This is a genomic window from Nocardia violaceofusca NBRC 14427, from assembly GCF_963869435.1.
Lineage (GTDB): Bacteria > Actinomycetota > Actinomycetes > Mycobacteriales > Mycobacteriaceae > Nocardia > Nocardia aobensis.
This window is the reverse complement of record NZ_CAWMPM010000021.1, coordinates 16,230-32,768: the sequence shown is the minus strand read 5'-3', so window position 1 is coordinate 32,768 and position 16,539 is coordinate 16,230. Positions and strand designations below refer to the sequence as shown.

Annotated in this window: 19 protein-coding genes; 4 read left to right on the top strand and 15 right to left on the bottom strand. The window is 69.7% G+C overall.

Going from position 1 to position 16,539, the window contains the following annotated elements:
- Positions 1–5: 5 nt before the first annotated feature.
- The 7 genes from AC5592_RS16860 to AC5592_RS16830 all read right to left on the bottom strand — a co-directional run bounded on the left by AC5592_RS16860 (position 6) and on the right by AC5592_RS16830 (position 7,251).
- Complete coding sequence (locus AC5592_RS16860; RefSeq protein WP_036500527.1) at positions 6–485, bottom strand: TM2 domain-containing protein; 480 nt, start codon at positions 483–485, stop codon at positions 6–8.
- Between the two features lie 31 nt (positions 486–516).
- Positions 517–1,794: a prolipoprotein diacylglyceryl transferase gene (gene lgt / locus AC5592_RS16855; RefSeq protein ID WP_084506779.1), complete on the bottom strand. Its 1,278-nt coding sequence runs from the start codon at positions 1,792–1,794 to the stop codon at positions 517–519.
- 50 nt (positions 1,795–1,844) lie between these two features.
- A complete protein-coding gene (gene trpA, locus AC5592_RS16850) occupies positions 1,845–2,636 on the bottom strand; it encodes a tryptophan synthase subunit alpha (RefSeq protein ID WP_063064786.1) in 792 nt (263 codons plus the stop codon).
- Positions 2,633–3,907, bottom strand: coding sequence for a tryptophan synthase subunit beta (trpB, locus tag AC5592_RS16845; RefSeq protein ID WP_036500523.1), 1,275 nt, complete (start codon positions 3,905–3,907; stop codon positions 2,633–2,635). Before trpB ends, trpA begins: the two co-directional genes overlap by 4 nt.
- Complete coding sequence (trpC, locus tag AC5592_RS16840) at positions 3,904–4,728, bottom strand: indole-3-glycerol phosphate synthase TrpC (protein WP_036500521.1); 825 nt, start codon at positions 4,726–4,728, stop codon at positions 3,904–3,906. Before trpC ends, trpB begins: the two co-directional genes overlap by 4 nt.
- Positions 4,729–4,879: 151 nt before the next feature.
- The gene (locus AC5592_RS16835; RefSeq protein ID WP_063064785.1) at positions 4,880–5,677 is read right to left on the bottom strand and encodes a TIGR02234 family membrane protein; all 798 of its coding nucleotides are present in this window, start codon (positions 5,675–5,677) and stop codon (positions 4,880–4,882) included.
- Positions 5,674–7,251, bottom strand: coding sequence for an anthranilate synthase component I (locus AC5592_RS16830; RefSeq protein ID WP_371507227.1), 1,578 nt, complete (start codon positions 7,249–7,251; stop codon positions 5,674–5,676). Before AC5592_RS16830 ends, AC5592_RS16835 begins: the two co-directional genes overlap by 4 nt.
- 99 nt (positions 7,252–7,350) lie before the next feature.
- Here AC5592_RS16830 and AC5592_RS16825 point away from each other — a divergent pair, with 99 nt between their 5' ends.
- From AC5592_RS16825 to AC5592_RS16815, 3 genes are all read left to right on the top strand, one after another.
- A complete protein-coding gene (locus tag AC5592_RS16825; protein WP_063007917.1) occupies positions 7,351–7,827 on the top strand; it encodes a peroxiredoxin in 477 nt (158 codons plus the stop codon).
- A 129-nt stretch (positions 7,828–7,956) separates the two neighbouring features.
- On the top strand, positions 7,957–8,553 hold the full coding sequence (locus AC5592_RS16820) for a hypothetical protein (RefSeq protein ID WP_036500519.1): 597 nt from the start codon (positions 7,957–7,959) through the stop codon (positions 8,551–8,553).
- Between the two features lie 150 nt (positions 8,554–8,703).
- Positions 8,704–9,228, top strand: a complete 525-nt coding sequence (locus AC5592_RS16815; RefSeq protein WP_232329396.1) for a MarR family winged helix-turn-helix transcriptional regulator — start codon at positions 8,704–8,706, stop codon at positions 9,226–9,228.
- Positions 9,229–9,233: 5 nt separating this feature from the next.
- Here the strand turns inward: AC5592_RS16815 and hisI are convergent, their stop codons facing one another.
- The 4 genes from hisI to priA all read right to left on the bottom strand — a co-directional run bounded on the left by hisI (position 9,234) and on the right by priA (position 11,988).
- A complete protein-coding gene (gene hisI / locus AC5592_RS16810) occupies positions 9,234–9,581 on the bottom strand; it encodes a phosphoribosyl-AMP cyclohydrolase (RefSeq protein ID WP_063064784.1) in 348 nt (115 codons plus the stop codon).
- 61 nt (positions 9,582–9,642) lie between these two features.
- Positions 9,643–10,416, bottom strand: a complete 774-nt coding sequence (gene hisF, locus AC5592_RS16805) for an imidazole glycerol phosphate synthase subunit HisF (RefSeq protein ID WP_036500515.1) — start codon at positions 10,414–10,416, stop codon at positions 9,643–9,645.
- Complete coding sequence (locus tag AC5592_RS16800; protein ID WP_036500513.1) at positions 10,413–11,255, bottom strand: inositol monophosphatase family protein; 843 nt, start codon at positions 11,253–11,255, stop codon at positions 10,413–10,415. Before AC5592_RS16800 ends, hisF begins: the two co-directional genes overlap by 4 nt.
- Position 11,256: 1 nt before the next feature.
- Positions 11,257–11,988 (bottom strand): bifunctional 1-(5-phosphoribosyl)-5-((5-phosphoribosylamino)methylideneamino)imidazole-4-carboxamide isomerase/phosphoribosylanthranilate isomerase PriA, encoded by a 732-nt coding sequence (priA, locus tag AC5592_RS16795; protein ID WP_030514642.1) that lies wholly within the window; start codon positions 11,986–11,988, stop codon positions 11,257–11,259.
- 231 nt (positions 11,989–12,219) lie between these two features.
- Between priA and AC5592_RS16790 the strand changes: the two genes are divergently transcribed.
- Complete coding sequence (locus AC5592_RS16790; RefSeq protein WP_036500511.1) at positions 12,220–12,696, top strand: hypothetical protein; 477 nt, start codon at positions 12,220–12,222, stop codon at positions 12,694–12,696.
- 2 nt (positions 12,697–12,698) lie between these two features.
- Here the strand turns inward: AC5592_RS16790 and hisH are convergent, their stop codons facing one another.
- Genes hisH through hisD form a run of 4 tightly spaced genes read right to left on the bottom strand, consistent with a single transcriptional unit; the run spans position 12,699 to position 16,421 of the window.
- Positions 12,699–13,328: an imidazole glycerol phosphate synthase subunit HisH gene (hisH, locus tag AC5592_RS16785; protein WP_036500510.1), complete on the bottom strand. Its 630-nt coding sequence runs from the start codon at positions 13,326–13,328 to the stop codon at positions 12,699–12,701.
- Positions 13,325–13,957 (bottom strand): imidazoleglycerol-phosphate dehydratase HisB, encoded by a 633-nt coding sequence (gene hisB / locus AC5592_RS16780; RefSeq protein WP_174372284.1) that lies wholly within the window; start codon positions 13,955–13,957, stop codon positions 13,325–13,327. Before hisB ends, hisH begins: the two co-directional genes overlap by 4 nt.
- A complete protein-coding gene (locus tag AC5592_RS16775) occupies positions 13,954–15,087 on the bottom strand; it encodes a histidinol-phosphate transaminase (RefSeq protein ID WP_036500508.1) in 1,134 nt (377 codons plus the stop codon). Before AC5592_RS16775 ends, hisB begins: the two co-directional genes overlap by 4 nt.
- Positions 15,084–16,421, bottom strand: a complete 1,338-nt coding sequence (gene hisD / locus AC5592_RS16770) for a histidinol dehydrogenase (protein ID WP_063064783.1) — start codon at positions 16,419–16,421, stop codon at positions 15,084–15,086. The genes AC5592_RS16775 and hisD overlap by 4 nt, the downstream gene beginning before the upstream one ends.
- Positions 16,422–16,539: the final 118 nt, after the last annotated feature.

The following is a 16,539-nucleotide window of genomic DNA, read 5'->3' as shown; positions in this document are numbered from 1 at the left end:
GGTCGTCACTCCTGCAGCGGACGGTTGTACGGGTCGCGAACCTTGCCGGTGAGGATCATGATCGCGTCGATGAACGGCCAGATGCCGCCCAGACCGCAGGTGAACAGCGTGACCAGCAGCTGGGCGACGCCGATACCGGTGTAGCCGAGGTAGAACCGGCCGATCCCGAGGCCGCCGACGAACAGTTGCAGCAGCCCGGCGGTGAGCTTCGACTTGTCCGAGAACGGTTCGCCGTACATGTTGCGCCCGTACGGCGCTTCCGGATCCATGCCGTAGGGCGCGGGCGGGTAGCCGGGGGCGGGAGCGTAGGGCTGGGCATACGGGTCGACGGGCTGGCCGTAGGGCTGGCTGTAGCCGTAGGGGCCGGATTCGGCACCGGTTCCGTAGGGGCCAGCTGGGCCGTAGCCGCCCGGATTCCCCGGTCCGGTACCCGGTGCACCGTACTGCGGGCCGTAGCCGGGCTGCGGCTGATAGGGGTCGGTCACGAAGTCCTCCTGGTTCGAGCGGTCGGCCCGCTCAGTTCTTGTCCGCCTTCTTCCGGCCCGGCTTACCCGACTTGCCCTCGGCCCGCCGCTCACTGTCCCCGGCGCTGGTGACACCGGCCGCATCCTTGTCATCGGCGGGCGGATCCAGTTCGTTGCCGGTCGACGCCGAATCGGAGGGGCCGGCGGTGGACTCGTCCGATTCGCCGGATACGGAGCCGGCGGCCGCGGGGTCGGACTCGTCGGCCTTCCCGGCCGGGCTCACATCATCCGTGGGTTTCGCGGCGTCGCCGGAGTCGTCGCCGTCGGCGGATTCATCGGCCGCGACCGCCGCTGCGCTCTCGGTCGCAGCGGATTGCTGTCCGGCGGCGCATTGCCGGCGCAGGGCGCCGATCTGCCAGGGCCAGGGGCGCTCGCCGCCGGCGGCGAGCTGGGCGGCGGTTTCGCGGCCCTTGGTGGCGAGGGCGAAATACGCCAGGGCACACAGGAATACGATCGCCGAAGTGTAGGAGTTGACCCGGATGCCGAAGATGTGGGTGGCCTCGTCGTCGCGCAGCAGTTCGACCCAGAAGCGGCCGAAGGTGTAGATCGCCACGTACAGCGCGAACAGGCGGCCGTGGCCGATCCGCCACCGTTTGTCGACCATCACCAGCACCAGGACGCCGAGCAGATTCCAGATCAGCTCGTAGAGGAAGGTCGGCTGCACGACCTTCTCCACCACGCCGGTGGAGACGCCGTTCATCATGTCGAGCCGGCCGTCGGAGTCGAACCGCAGATAGATCTCGAGGCCCCAGGGCAGATCGGTCTTGCGGCCGTAGAGTTCCTGATTGAAGTAGTTGCCGAGGCGGCCGATGGCCTGGGCGAGCAGAATCGCCGGGGCGATGGCATCACCGAAGGCGGGCAACGGAATTCGATACACGCGGCAGCCGATCCAGGCGCCGATGCCGCCGAGCAGCACCGCGCCCCAGATGCCGAGGCCGCCCTCCCAGATCTTCAGCGCGTTGATCGGATGGCCGCCGGCGCCGAAGTACTTCTCCCAGTCGGTGGCCACGTGGTAGAGCCGGCCGCCGACGAGTCCGAACGGCACGGCGAACATCGCCACGTCGAGCACCTTGCCCGGCTCGCCGCCGCGCTCGCGCCAGCGCCGCTCACCCCACCAGATCGCGACGATGATGCCGATGATGATGCAGATCGCATAGGCACGCAGCGGGAACGGCCCCACATCCCATACGCCTCGCGGCGGACTGGGAATATAGGCCAGTACCGCCCCACCGTGCACGTCGACGCCGTCTGCCAGGACTGGAAAAGTCACGGGCCCCACCGTAACGGAGGGTGCGCCCGCCGCCCAGTTCGCGTCGGCGATCAGCTGGTGACGGTCGCCGAACGCACACCCTCGGCGAGTTCCGCGGTGAGCGTCCGGACCTGGTCCAGACCCTGTCCCGCGGCTGTCACCAGCGCCGAGCCGACGATGACTCCGTCGGCATAGGAAGCGATTTCGGCCGCCTGCGCACCGCTGCGCACACCCAGGCCGACACCGACCGGGATATCGGAGTGGGCACGCACCCGCGCGCACAGTTCCGGGGCCGCCGAGGACACCGCGTCGCGGGCGCCGGTGACGCCCATGGTGGAGGCGGCGTAGAGGAATCCGCTACTGGCCTCGATGGTCTTGACCAGACGCTCCTCGGTGGAGGACGGGGCGACCAGGAAGATGCGGTCCAGATCGTGGGCGCGGGAGGCGTCGAACCACTCCCCCGCCTCCTCGGGAATGAGGTTGGGGGTGATCAGCCCGAGCCCGCCGGCCGCGGCCAGATCGCGGGCGAAGCGGTCGACGCCGTACTGCAGCACCGGATTCCAGTAGGTCATCACCACGGCGTTGCCCCCGGCGGCCGTGATCGCCTCGACGACGGTGAACACGTCACGCACGCGCACCCCGCCGCGCAGGGCCTGCTCGGTGGCGGCCTGGATGGTGGGGCCGTCCATCACCGGATCCGAATAGGCGATACCGACTTCGATGATGTCGCAACCGGATTCGACCATCGCGGTGCACACGTCGATGGATCCGGCCAGGTCCGGGTAACCCGCGGGCAGATATCCGATCAGCGCGGCGCGGCCCTCGCCGCGGCTGGCCGCGAAGGTCGATTCCAGACGGCTCACGAGCGATTCTCCTCCGGGGCGGCGGCGTCGTCGAACAGGCCGAACCAGCGCGCCGCGGTATCCATGTCCTTGTCGCCACGTCCGGACAGATTCACCAGAATGATTGCGCCCGGACCCAATTCGCGCCCCAGTTGCAATGCGCCGGCCACCGCGTGCGCCGATTCGATGGCCGGGATGATGCCCTCGGTGCGCGAGAGCAGCAGCAGCGCGTCCATCGCCTCGACATCGGTGATCGGCCGGTACTCGGCGCGGCCGATGTCCTTCAGGTAGGCGTGTTCGGGCCCGACGCCGGGGTAGTCCAGACCGGCCGAGATGGAATGCGATTCGATGGTCTGGCCGTCCTCGTCCTGCAGCAGGTACGAGTAGGCGCCCTGGAACGCACCCGGCCGGCCGCCGGCGAAAGTGGCTGCGTGCCTGCCGGTTTCGACACCGTCACCGGCCGCCTCGTAGCCGATCAGGCGCACGCCCTCGTCGTCGAGGAACGGGTGGAAGATGCCGATCGCGTTCGATCCACCACCCACGCACGCCACCACGGCGTCGGGAAGGCGCCCGGTCTGCGTCTGTACCTGCACCCGCGCCTCCAGGCCGACGACGCGCTGGAAATCGCGCACCATCAGCGGGAACGGGTGCGGGCCGGCCGCGGTGCCGAAGCAGTAGTAGGTCTCCGAGGCGTTGGTGACCCAATCGCGTAGCGCCTCGTTGATCGCGTCCTTCAAGGTCTGCGAGCCGGTGGTCACCGACACCACGTCGGCGCCCAGCAGCCGCATCCGCGCGACGTTGAGGGCCTGGCGCGCGGTGTCGACCGCGCCCATGTAGATCACGCATTCGAGGCCGAGCAGCGCACAGGCGGTGGCGGTCGCGACGCCGTGCTGACCGGCGCCGGTCTCGGCGATGACGCGCGTCTTGCCCATCCGCTGGGCGAGCAGCGCCTGGCCCAGCACATTGTTGATCTTGTGTGAACCGGTGTGGTTCAGATCCTCGCGCTTGAGCAGGATGCGGGCGCCGCCGGCGTGCTCGGAGAGCCGCTTGCATTCGAAGACCGGCGAGGGCCGGCCCGCGTAATCGCGCTGCAGCCGGTCGAGTTCGGCCAGGAAATCGGGATCCAGGCGCGACTTGTCGTATTCGGCGGAGACCTCCTCGATCACCGCCATCAGCGCCTCGGGCACGTGCCGGCCGCCATAGACGCCGAAGTGGCCGCCGATATCCGGTTCGTGACTGCGATGGGTGACGCCCTCGCTGGCCTGGGGCAGCTGCTCGTGCACGCCGGTCATCGGGTGACACCCCGCCGCAGCGGACGCGGGCAGGACGGATGGGTGCCGGCGGTCACCAGCTCGGAGACGGCGGAACGCGGATCGCCACTGGTCACGAGGCTCTCGCCGACCAGCACCGCATCGGCGCCGGCGCCGGCGTAGGCGAGCAGATCGGCGGTGCCGCTGACGCCGGATTCGGCGACCCGGATGACCTCGGTGGGTAGTCCGGGCGCGATGCGCGCGAAGACGTCGCGATCGACCTCGAGGGTCTTCAGGTTGCGGGCGTTCACGCCGATGACCGAGGCGCCGGCGGTCAGTGCGCGGTCGGCCTCCTCCTCGGTGTGCACCTCGACCAGCGCGGTCATACCCAGCGATTCGGTGCGATCGATGAGCGAGGCCAGGACGTCCTGTTCCAGGGCGGCCACGATCAGCAGGATCACGTCCGCGCCGTGGGCACGGGCCTCGTGGATCTGGTACGGGCCGACAACGAAGTCCTTGCGCAGGATCGGCACGTCGACGACCGCGCGGACCGCGTCCAGATCGTCGAGCGAGCCGTGGAAGCGGCGACCCTCGGTCAGCACGCTGATGATGCGCGCGCCCCCGTCCTCGTAGGACTTCGCCAGGCTGGCCGGGTCCGGGATGTCGGCGAGCTCACCCTTCGAGGGGCTGGCGCGCTTGACCTCGGCGATGACTCCGATCCCGTCCGCGTGCAGCGCGGCGAGCGCATCGCGCGGCGAGGGTGCCGCGGCGGCGGCCTTCTTGACGGCCTGGAAATCCAGGAGGGCTTCCCGAGCGGCCACATCCGCGCGGACCCCGTCGAGAATCGAGTCGAGTACCGTCATCTGGCTCGAATCCTTTCTGGGGAGACGGACTTGCTACCTGAGAATCCCCCCAGGTGCTGTCTCACCGATGCTGATAAAGAGTAAATGGAGGTGTTCACCGAGCCGACGGCGGGGTGTGACGCCTGCCGCCCGGCGCGCCGTGATAAAGCGCTCATCGGCCCGCCTCGTCGTCGGTCGGGTCGGCGCCCGCGTCGAGCGCGTCCCACAGCACACGCTGCGAGAGTTCGCCCGACTCCGGCTCCGGGGTGTGCGGGGCTGACGCCGGCGTCGCCGGGCGCGGTGCGTCGGCGACCTTCGCGGCCGACTCCGTCTCACCCGTGCGGCGCAGTTCGGCGACCTGTTCGGCGGCGGCGGCCCGGCGGAACACCGGGTTGTCGTACTTACCCGACATGCGGGCCGTCGTTTCGGGCATGCGGGCCAGCAGCACTCCGGCGGCGAAGGCCGCGAGCGCACCGGCGACGCTGAGCGCGGCCGGGAAGGTGGCCGCCGTGGCGGCGTCGACATGCGCGCGGGCGGGCAGTTCGGCGAGCCGGGCGGCGCGTTCGGCGAGCTTGCCGTGCTGGGTCAGCAGGGCCAGGCCGGGCACCGCGGCGACCGCGGCGACCAGCGCCACCACCACACCGATCAGCCGGCGCAGCCAGCCCTTGGTGGCGAACACGGCCGCGATCGAGGCCAGTAGCACCAGCGCCAGCGGTGTGAGCGCGCCGAACCAGAGACCGCCGTCGAGATGCTGGGTGCGCGGTTCGGTCAGACCATCGGAGGACCGCAGTGTCACCCAGGTCATGCGCGAGGAGCCCCACAGCGCGGCCGCGCCGACCGCGAGCAGGAGGACCGGCAGCACCGGACGGGCGCGTTTCGTGGACGACGTGCCGTTCGTGCCCGGCGCGGACGTGCCGTCCGGCTGGTCCGGCGAATGTCGTTGGGCTGGATCGGATTCCGGGTTGCTCATAGCAGGGTGCCGTCGGGTTCGGGGGTGAAGGTGCGCACGGTGCGCGCGGCCGCGACGGCCTTGAGGACGGCCATCGCCTTGTTGCGCGACTCCTCGTCCTCGTAGTCGGGCTGGGAGTCGGCGACGATGCCGGCACCGGCCTGCACATAGGCGATGCCGTCCTTGAGTAGCGCGGTGCGGATCGCGATCGCGGTATCGGCGTCGCCGGCGAAGTCGAGGTAGCCGACGACCCCGGCGTAGACGCCGCGGCGGGTGGGCTCGTTCTCCTCGATCAGCTCCATGGCCCGCACCTTCGGCGCACCGGAGAGCGTGCCGGCCGGGAAGCAGGCGCGCACGGCGTCGAGGGCGATGCGACCCGCCGCCAGCCGCCCGGTGACCGTGGACACCAGATGCATCACGTGGCTGTAGCGCTCGATGTGGCGGTATTCGGTGACGCGTACGGTGCCCGGTTCGCACACCCGGCCCAGGTCGTTGCGGCCCAGGTCGACGAGCATGAGGTGTTCCGCGTTCTCCTTCTCGTCGGAGAGCAGATCCTTCTCGAGCAGCACGTCGTCCTCCTCGGTGGCGCCGCGCCACCGGGTGCCGGCGATCGGATGTGTCGTCGCCACACCGTCTTTCACCGTCACCAGCGATTCCGGACTCGAGCCGACGATGGAGAACGCGGTGCCGCCCACGCCGTCGGGAATGTGCATCAGATACATGTACGGGCTCGGATTCGAGGCGCGCAGCATCCGGTACACATCGCGCGGTTCGCCGTCGAAGTCCATTTCGAACCGCTGCGACAACACCACCTGGAACGCCTCGCCGGCCTCGATCTCGCCGACCAGCCGCCGCACGCCCGCACCGAAATCCTCGCTGGTGCGGCGGCGGATGTAGTCCGGCTCGGGACGGTCGAAGACGGAGACGGTCGATTCGGCGGGCGCGGCCAGCGCCGCGGTCATCCGGTCGAGCCGGGCGACGGCGTCGTCGTAGGCCTCGTCGACGCGTTCGTCGGTGCCGTTCCAGTTCACCGCGTTGGCGATCAGCGTGATCGCGCCCTCGTGATGGTCGAAGGCGGCCAGATCCGCCGCGAGCAGCAACACCATCTCCGGAACCCGCAGATCGTCGGTGGTCAGCTCCGGCAGCCGCTCGATGCGGCGCACGATGTCGTAGCCCAGATAGCCGACCAGACCACCGGTCAGCGGCGGCAGGCCGGGCAGGCGCTCGGTGCGCAGCAGTTCCAGGGTGTCGTGCAGCGCCTCCAGCGGATCACCCCCGGCCGGTGCGTCGGCGGGTGTGGCGCCCAGCCACGCCGCCTGGCCGTCGACGACCGTCAGCGCGGTGGGGCTGCCGGCGCCGATGAACGACCAGCGCGACCACGAACGACCGTTCTCGGCCGACTCCAGCAGGAAGGTGCCGGGCCGGTCCGCGGCCAGCTTCCGGTAGGCGGACAGCGGGGTCTCCGAATCCGCCAGCACCTTGCGCGTCACCGGCACTACGCGGTGCGCGGCCGCCAGCACACGGAACTGGTCCCGGGTGGTGGTGGTTGCGGTTTCCGGACGGTCGAATGCGGCGCCGTGCATATCGCTCATCATTCCAGTCGGCCGCAACCGAGATTCCCTGGCCCCGCCGCGACCCCACACATGGTCCGCGACGGGTACCGGGCGAGGGTGCCGACCGGTACCCTCGCGATTGTGAAAAAAGGCCAGCGCGCACCCGGGTTCGAACTTCCCGATCAGACCGGCACCGTCCGGTCGCTCGACTCGTTGCTGGCCGACGGACCGCTGACGCTGTTCTTCTTCCCCGCCGCCAACACCCCCGTGTGCACCGCGGAGGCCTGCCACTTCCGTGATCTGACAAGCGAATTCGCGGCTCTGGGCGCCAGTTGCGCGGGAATCAGCACCGATTCGGTCGACACCCAGGCCGGTTTCGCGCAGTCGCAGACCCTCGGCTATCCGTTGCTGTCCGATCGCGACGGTGCGGTGGCGGAACGGTTCGGCGTCAAACGTTCCGGGGCGATCGGCGGGCTGCTCGGCAACTTCCTGCCGGTGAAGCGGCAGACCTTCGTGATCGATACCGACCGCACCGTCCTCGCGGTGATCTCGGGCGAACTGCGCGCCAACGTCCACGCCGACGCCGCGCTGGCCGCCCTGCGCGAGCACCGGGCCTGAATCCACCGCTGGACACACCCCGGGCCGCCCCGGATGCGCCCCCTCGTTTTCCCGGTGAGAGCGCATGGACGACGTGACACGGCCCGATTCTCCCGGCGTCTGCGCGGGCCCCGCGCATACGCTGGATACATGACATCGACGAGCTCCCTCACGAACTCCGGGACCAAACCCCGAGCCACCGTGTGGCGGAATCGAGCCCTCGGCCTGCTCGCGGTCATCATCGTGCTGGTCGTCGCCTATTTCGTGCTGTCGGCCTTCATTCCGCGCTGGTGGGCGCAGCGGATCGCCGGCATGTCCGGGCACGGCAGCTTCGCCCAGGGCATCTGGTCGGGCCTGGCGGTCGGGTTCCTGTGCACGCTGATCCCCCTGGTGCTCCTGCTGGGCGCGGTACGGGTGTGGCGCACCCGAGCCGGCAAGTTCGCCGCCGGCGCCGCGGCGGTGCTGGCGTTGATCGTGGCGCTGCCCAATCTGATGACGCTGACCATCGTGCTGGGCGGCAACAGCGCCGCGCACGCCGGGGAACGCGTCCTCGACGTCGATGCGCCCGGCTTCCGCGGCGCCTCGCTGGTCGGCGCCATCGTGGCGGCGGCGATCTTCGTGATCCTGCTCGTGCTACTGCTACGCAAACAGTGGCGGGCGCGTTCGGCCCGCCGCGCCGAAGCCGGCGTGGTCACCGCGCCCGACACCGCTAACGCCACGCGGCCACCAGGCGATATCAAGGAGTGAACCCGACAGCGTCGCGATCGCGCCCCGGCGTGATAGCTGTCACGTCACCGGCAACCGGGCTGACCGTCGAGCGAAGTCGTGGCAAACTTGTTGGTCGCGAGTGACGGTGAACTGCGATTTACGTCACTGGGCTGCAAGAGAGGGCGCGAAGTGACGGAATGGCTCAATCCCACCGAACGGCGAGCGTGGCGGACTCTGGTCGCGCTGACCACGCGATTACCCGCGGCGATGGATACCCAGCTGCAACGCGAAGCCGGTATGACGCATTTCGAGTATTTTCTGATGGCCCTGCTGTCCGAGGAGCCCGGACATCGGCTGCAACTCAGCGAACTGGCGAATAGGGCAAACGCATCGCTATCACGGTTGTCGCATGTGGTGACGAAGCTGGAACGGCTGGGCTGGGCGCGCCGCGACGCGGTCCGAGGCCGCCGCGGCGCCTATGCCGTGCTCACCGACGAGGGTTTCGAACAGGTGCAGAAGGCCACTCCCGCCTATCTGGAAGGAGTGCGGGGGCTGGTCTTCGACGGAATCGACGATGAGCAGGTCGACCAGCTGCTCACCCTCGGAGAGGCCCTCGTGGCGCAACTCGACGCGGGCCTGTCCCGGGGAATCGGCCGCGCCGACGGACTACCCGACCCCCCGTCCGCCGAAGCCACGGCCGGCGCCGCCGGCTGACCGGTTCAGGTCGCGTCGGCGAGCAGCAGATCCCCGTCCCAGCAGGTGTGGTTGCCGGTGTGGCAGGCCGCGCCCTGCTGGTCGACGATCAGCAGTACGGCATCGCCGTCACAGTCCAGCCGCACCTCGTGCACGTACTGCGTATGCCCCGACGTCTCGCCCTTGACCCAGTACTGCTGCCGCGAACGCGAGTAGTAGGTGGCCTTGCGGGTGGCGAGGGTGCGGGCCAGGGCCTCGTCGTCCATCCACGCCATCATCAGCACATCGCCGGTGCCGCGTTCCTGTGCGATCGCCGCGACCAGGCCCGCCTCGTTGCGCTTGAGCCGGGCGGCGACGGCGGGATCCAAACTCATACCCATCGTTATACCTGTCCTGTCGGTGCCGTTCGCCCTCTGCCGAGGGTGCCGTTCGCCCTCAGCGGACGGTGATGCCCTCGGTTCGCATCGCGTCTTTGACCTGCGGAATCGTCAGGTCACCGAAGTGGAAGACGCTCGCGGCCAATACCGCGTCGGCGCCGGTCCGCACCGCGGGCGCGAAATGGTCGACCTCTCCGGCGCCGCCGCTGGCGATGATCGGCACCGAGACGGCGGCACGCACCGCGCTGATCATCGGCAGGTCGAAACCGCCCTTGGTGCCGTCGGCGTCCATCGAGTTGAGCAGGATCTCGCCGACCCCCAGTTCGGCGCCGCGCACCGCCCACTCGACCGCGTCGATGCCGGTGCCGCGTTTACCGCCGTGGGTGGTCACCTCCCACCCGGACGGGGTCGGCGAGCCGGTGTCGGGCACACGCCGCGCATCCACCGACAGCACGATGCACTGCGAGCCGAAGCGCTGCGACATCTCGCGCAGGATCTCCGGATTCGCGATCGCCGCGGTGTTCACCGACACCTTGTCCGCGCCCGCGCGCAGCAGCCGGTCCACATCCTCGACCGTGCGCACGCCGCCGCCCACGGTGAGCGGAATGAAGATCTGCTCGGCGGTGCGGGTCACCACGTCGATCATGGTGCCCCGATCGCCGCTCGACGCCGTGACGTCGAGGAAGGTGAGCTCGTCGGCGCCCTGGGCATCGTAGGCGGCGGCCAGTTCCACCGGGTCGCCGGCATCGCGCAGATTCTCGAAGTTCACGCCTTTGACCACCCGGCCGGCGTCGACGTCCAGGCACGGGATCACGCGTACCGCCAGAGTCATTGCGTCCCTTCCGAATTCTCGTTGCGCTCGGAGGCGCGGTCGACGGCGCTGTCGATCATGTCCAGGAGTTCTTCGTGCACCCCGGGCGCGGCGGCCAGCACCGACCGCGAGGTGATCGACCATTCTTCGCCGCGCAGATCGGTCACCACACCGCCCGCGGCGCGCACCAGCGCCACTCCGGCGGCGTTGTCCCACGGATGGTGGCCGAAGACGACCGCGCCGCCCAGCACCCCGGAGGCGGTGTAGGCCAGGTCGATGCCGGTGGATCCGTGCATGCGCACCCGGCTCGACAACCGGCTCAGGGCACCCAGCAGGTCGAAGCGGAACCGGCCCGGGATCCGGCCGTGGGCGTCGATGTTGAACGCGCCGAAGCCGATCATCGACTCCGCGAGACGGCCGTGTTCCAAGGGCGGCAACGGTTTTCCGTTGAGCAGCAGCGGGCCACCGGCCGCCGCGGCGTAGCGGCGGTCCAGCAGCGGCAGCCAGGTCAGACCGAGGACGGGCTGTCCGTCGGCCACCAGCGCCAGCAGCATCGCCGACAGCGGATGGCCCGCGGAGTAGTTGAAGGTGCCGTCGATGGGGTCGAGCACCCACGCGGTGCCCGAACTCAGTTCCGGCCCGCCGAACTCCTCGCCGTGCACCGGAATTCCGGTGCGCTCGGCCAACTGCTGCGACAGTGTGCGCTCGAGTTCCAGATCCAGGGCGGTGGCGAAGTCGCCGCGGCCCTTCTGGACCGCGCTCGGCGCCCCCAGCCCTTCGACGAAACGCGGTGCCGCACCGTCCAATATCTCGCTCGCCGTCGCGAGCAGCGCGGCCGGGTCGGAGACGGCGGCGGTCACGTCAGCGAACCGCGTCCAGCGCCTCGGGCAGCGTGAAACGCCCGGCGTACAAGGCTTTTCCGACGATCGCGCCTTCCACTCCGTCGGACACCAGCCCGGAGATGGCCCGCAGATCGTCGAGGGTGGAGACGCCGCCGGAGGCGATCACCGGTGCCTCGGTGGCCGCGCACACCTGCCGCAGAATGTCGAGGTTGGGGCCCTGCAGGGTGCCGTCCTTGCTCACGTCGGTGACCACGTAGCGGGCGCAGCCGTCGCGTTCCAGGCGCTCGAGCACCTCCCACAGGTCGCCGCCGTCGCTCACCCAGCCACGGCCCCGCAACCGGTAGTCACCGTCGATGATCCGCACGTCCAGGCCGACCGCGACCCGGTCGCCGTATTCGGCGATGGCGCGGGCGCACCACTGCGGATCCTCGAGTGCGGCGGTACCCAGGTTGACCCGGGCACATCCGGTGGCCATCGCGGCCTTCAGCGAGTCGTCGTCGCGGATGCCGCCGGACAGCTCGACCTTCACATCCAGCTCACCGACGACCTCGGCGAGCAGTTCGCGGTTGGAGCCGCGTCCGAAGGCCGCGTCCAGGTCGACCAGATGCACCCATTCGGCACCCGCCTCCTGCCAGGCCAGCGCGGCATCGCGGGGGGCGCCGTAGCTGGTTTCGCTGCCGGCCTCCCCCTGAACCAGGCGCACGGCCTCACCATTGGCGACATCGACGGCGGGTAGCAGCACAAGACTCACGTGTGCAGCCTACTGGCTACCGGTTGGCGTCGCGGTGCCGGGATGGCGCATATGGGACGCCGGTCACTGCCTGCGGGGACGAGCATCACACGTTTGAGCTGGACAACGGCGGGCAATCCGAAGTCTGCGTGTGTCACTGTGCGCAGGAGGTCCAGACCGGCGGCTTCCGCGTACGTACCCTGGGTCGGGGGCACGTACTGCCATCGTTGTCGACGAAGAGGACCTTCATCCATGTCGCGGATCACGTTGCGGCCCATCATGTTCGCGTTGTCATGCGGGGCGGCCGGCGCCGCGACGCTCGTGCCACCCACGGCGACGGCAACCCCCGCCGACCCGATTCAATTGGCCGCCTGCGATTTCGGGCGCCAGTTCACCACCTACGACTGGGCCGGTTACGACGACTACGACCGACGGGTCCTGGAGTTGTCCACCGGCGAGTTCCACGACCAGTTCGCCGCGTCGGCGCCCGATCGGCGCGCACACGTGACCTCGGTGCACGTCCGCTCCGAGGCCAACTCGGTGGAATGCCGCACCGATGTGGCCGACCCCGAACATTCGCAGGTCGTGGTGACCGTGGACCGGTCCGAACGCAGCGATGCCACACTCGGCCTGCCCCGGCCCGAACGGTCCCAGCTGCGGGTGTTCCTCGACAACGTCGACGGCCGCTGGCTCGCGGGCCGGGTCGACACGCTGGCGCCGCAGACGTAGTCCTACAGCGAGCCGACCCAGTTGCGCAGCAGCTGCGCACCGGCGTCGCCGGACTTCTCCGGGTGGAACTGGGTGGCGCACAGCGGCCCGTTCTCCACCGCGGCGAGGAACGGCCCGCCGTGTTCGGCCCAGATCAGCTTCGCCGGGGCGATGGTGCCGTTGTCGTCCCATTCCCACTTCTGCGCCGCGTAGGAGTGCACGAAGTAGAAGCGCGTCTCGGGATCCATCCCGGCGAACAGCACGCTGTCGGCGGGAGCCTGCACGGTGTTCCAGCCCATGTGCGGAAGTACCTGCGCCGGAAGCCGTTCCACCGTGCCCGGCCACTGGCCGCAGCCCTCGGACTCGACCCCGAATTCGACTCCACGCTCGAACATGATCTGCATGCCCACGCAGATGCCGAGCACCGGCCGGCCCCCGGCGAGGCGGGTGCCGATGATCCGCTCGCCGCGCACCTGCGTCAGACCTGCCATACACGCGGCGAACGCGCCGACGCCCGGCACGACCAGACCATCGGCGTCGAGCGCGGCCTTCGGATCGGCGGTGACGGTCACCTCCGCGCCGGTGCGAGCCAGCGCGCGCGCCGCGGAATGCAGATTGCCGGAGCCGTAGTCCAGCAGCACAACCGATTTCACAGCGTTCCCTTCGTGGACGGCACACCGGTGACCCGGGGGTCCGGTTCGACGGCGGCGCGCAGAGCCCGTGCGACGGCCTTGAACTCGGCCTCGGTGATGTGGTGCTGGTCGCGGCCGTACAGCACCCGCACGTGCAGTGCGATGCGGGCGTTGAGGGCGATCGACTCGAAGACGTGCCGGTTCAGCACCGTGGAATACGACGCACCGGGACCGGCGCTGGGGATCACGGTGTGCAGCAGCCGCTCCGGCTCGCCGTCGTGCACGCAGTACGGCCGCCCCGACACGTCGACGGCGGCGTGGGCGAGGGTTTCGTCCATCGGGATGTAGCAGTCACCGAAGCGGCGGATGCCCTTCTTGTCCCCCAGCGCCTCGCCGAGCGCCTGTCCGATGACGATGGCGGTGTCCTCGACGGTGTGATGCGCCTCGATCTCGATATCGCCCTTGGCCTGCACGGTCAGATCGAAGCTGCCGTGCTGGCCGAAGGCGGTGAGCATGTGGTCGTAGAACGGGACGCCGGTGGAGATGTCGGTCCGGCCGGTGCCGTCGAGGTTCAATTCGACCACGATGCTGGATTCGCGGGTGGTGCGTTCCACCCGGGCGGTTCGATTCATACTCGCTTCCGTGCTCATCGGGAGATCACCTCGGTGGCCACCAACTTCTCGCTCACCCGCAGGAATTCGTCGTTCTCCGCGGCCAATCCGATGGTGGTGCGCAGATAGCCGGGAATGCCGACGTCGCGAATCAGCACGCCCTCGTCCAGATAACGCTGCCAGGTGCGCGGGGCGTCGGCGAAGTAGCCGAACAACAGGAAGTTCGCGTCCGAGGTGACCACCTCGAAACCCATGTCCCGCAACCCCTCCGCCACTCGTTCCCGCTGCGCGGCGAGTTCGGCGACACTGGCCAGAGTTTCGTCGGCATGGCGCAGTGCGGCGCGAGCGGCGGCCTGGGTGACCACCGACAGGTGGTAGGGCAGCCGCACCAGCAGCATCGCCTCGATCACCGCGGGCGCGGCGACCAGATAGCCGAGCCGCCCGCCGGCGAAGGCGAAGGCCTTGCTCATGGTGCGGCTGACCACCAGCTTCGCCGGATACCGGTCGATGAGCCCGAGTGCGCTGGGTGCGGCGGAGAACTCGCCGTACGCCTCGTCGACCACCACGATGCCCGGCGCCGCCTCGAGCAGACGCTCCAGATCGGCGAGGGCGATGGAATGCCCGGTCGGATTGTTCGGGCTGGTCACGAACACCACATCGGGGCGGCGGTCGGCGATCACCGCGGCCGCGTAGTCGATGTCGAGGGAGAAGTCGCTGTTGCGCTTGGCCTCGATCCATTCGGTGTCGATGCCCTCGGAGATGATCGGGTGCATCGAATACGAGGGCACGAAGCCGAGGGCGCTGCGGCCGGGCCCGCCGAAGGCCTGCAGCAGCTGCTGCAGAATCTCGTTGGATCCGTTGGCCGCCCACACGTTCGCGGTCTGCACGGTGACTCCGGTCTGGCGGGTCAGGTACGCGGCCAGATCGGTGCGCAGCGCCACCGCGTCCCGGTCGGGATAACGGTGCAGGTCGGCGGCGGCGGCCCGAATGGATTCGGCCACGTCGTCGATCAGCGCCCGGCTCGGCGGATGCGGATTCTCATTCGTGTTCAGCTGCACCGGCACCGCCAATTGCGGTGCGCCGTACGGGCTCTTGCCGCGCAGGTTCTCGCGCAGCGGCAGATCGTCGAGGGTCGCCGCGGCGCCCGGGACATCGGCGGTCGCGGTCATGACAGGGCCTCGAAACGCACCTGCACGGCCTGGCCGTGGGCCGGCAGATCCTCGGCGTTGGCCAGGGAAACGACGTGGCCGGCAACGTCTTTCAGCGCGGCTTCGCTGTATTCGACGACGTGGATACCGCGCAGGAAGGTCTGCACGCTCAGCCCCGAGGAGTGGCGGGCGCACCCGGCGGTGGGCAGGACGTGATTCGATCCGGCGCAGTAGTCGCCGAGGCTCACCGGCGACCACGCGCCGACGAACACCGCACCCGCGCTGCGGACCCGCCCGGCGACCGCGGCCGCGTCGGCGGTCTGGATCTCGAGGTGTTCGGCGGCGTAGGCGTTGACCACCCGCAGCCCCTGCTCGATATCGTCGACGAGCACGACACCGGACTGCTTGCCGGACAACGCCTCCGACACCCGCTCCCGGTGCTTGACCACCTCGAGCTGGGTCGTGACCGCGGCGTCGACCGCATCGGCCAGCGCCACACTGTCGGTGACCAGCACACTCGCGGCGAGCACATCGTGTTCGGCCTGCGAGATCAGATCGGCGGCCACATGTGCCGGATCGGCGGTGGCGTCGGCGAGGATCGCGATCTCGGTGGGACCGGCCTCGGCGTCGATGCCGACCAGGCCGCGGCACAGCCGCTTGGCGGCGGTGACGTAGATGTTGCCCGGACCGGTGATCATGTCGACGGGGGTGAGCTGCGCGCCGTCGGTGTCGGTGCCGCCGTAGGACAGCAAGGCGACCGCCTGGGCGCCGCCGACCGCCCACACCTCCTCGACGCCGAGCAGTTTCGCCGCGGCGAGAATCGTCGGATGCGGCAGTCCGCCGAACTGGGCCTGCGGCGGCGAGGCCACCACCAGCGAGTCCACGCCCGCGGCCTGCGCGGGGACGACGTTCATGACGACACTGGACGGGTAGACGGCATTACCGCCGGGCACGTAGAGCCCGACCCGCTCGACCGGCACCCAGCGTTCGGTGACGGTGCCGCCGGGCACGACCTCGGTGGTGGTGTCGGTGCGGCGCTGATCGGCGTGCACCTTGCGGGTGCGTTCGATGGCCACCTCGAGCGCCGCCCGCACGGCGGGCGCCAGCTCGGCGAGGGCCTTGTCGAGTTCGGCGGACGGGACGCGCACGCTCGCCGGGGTGATGCCGTCGAACTTCGCGCTGAACTCCTGCGCGGCCTCGACCCCGCGATCACGGATCGCCTCCACCACCGGCCGCACATGATGCAGCACCGAGTCCACGTCCACTCCCCCGCGCGGCAGCGCCGCGCGCAGTTCGGCAGCGGAGGGCGTACGTCCGCGCAGATCCACGCGGGCGAGCTCGATGCGGCTAGTCATAGCGGTGTGAAATCCTTGTCTGTCCGGCCGGTCTGTGCTGGTCATCACATCGAAGCGAATGCTCCGGACCGCCTACCAGCCTATCGGGTCGGCGCCAGTCGATATCCGCCGCCCGAGC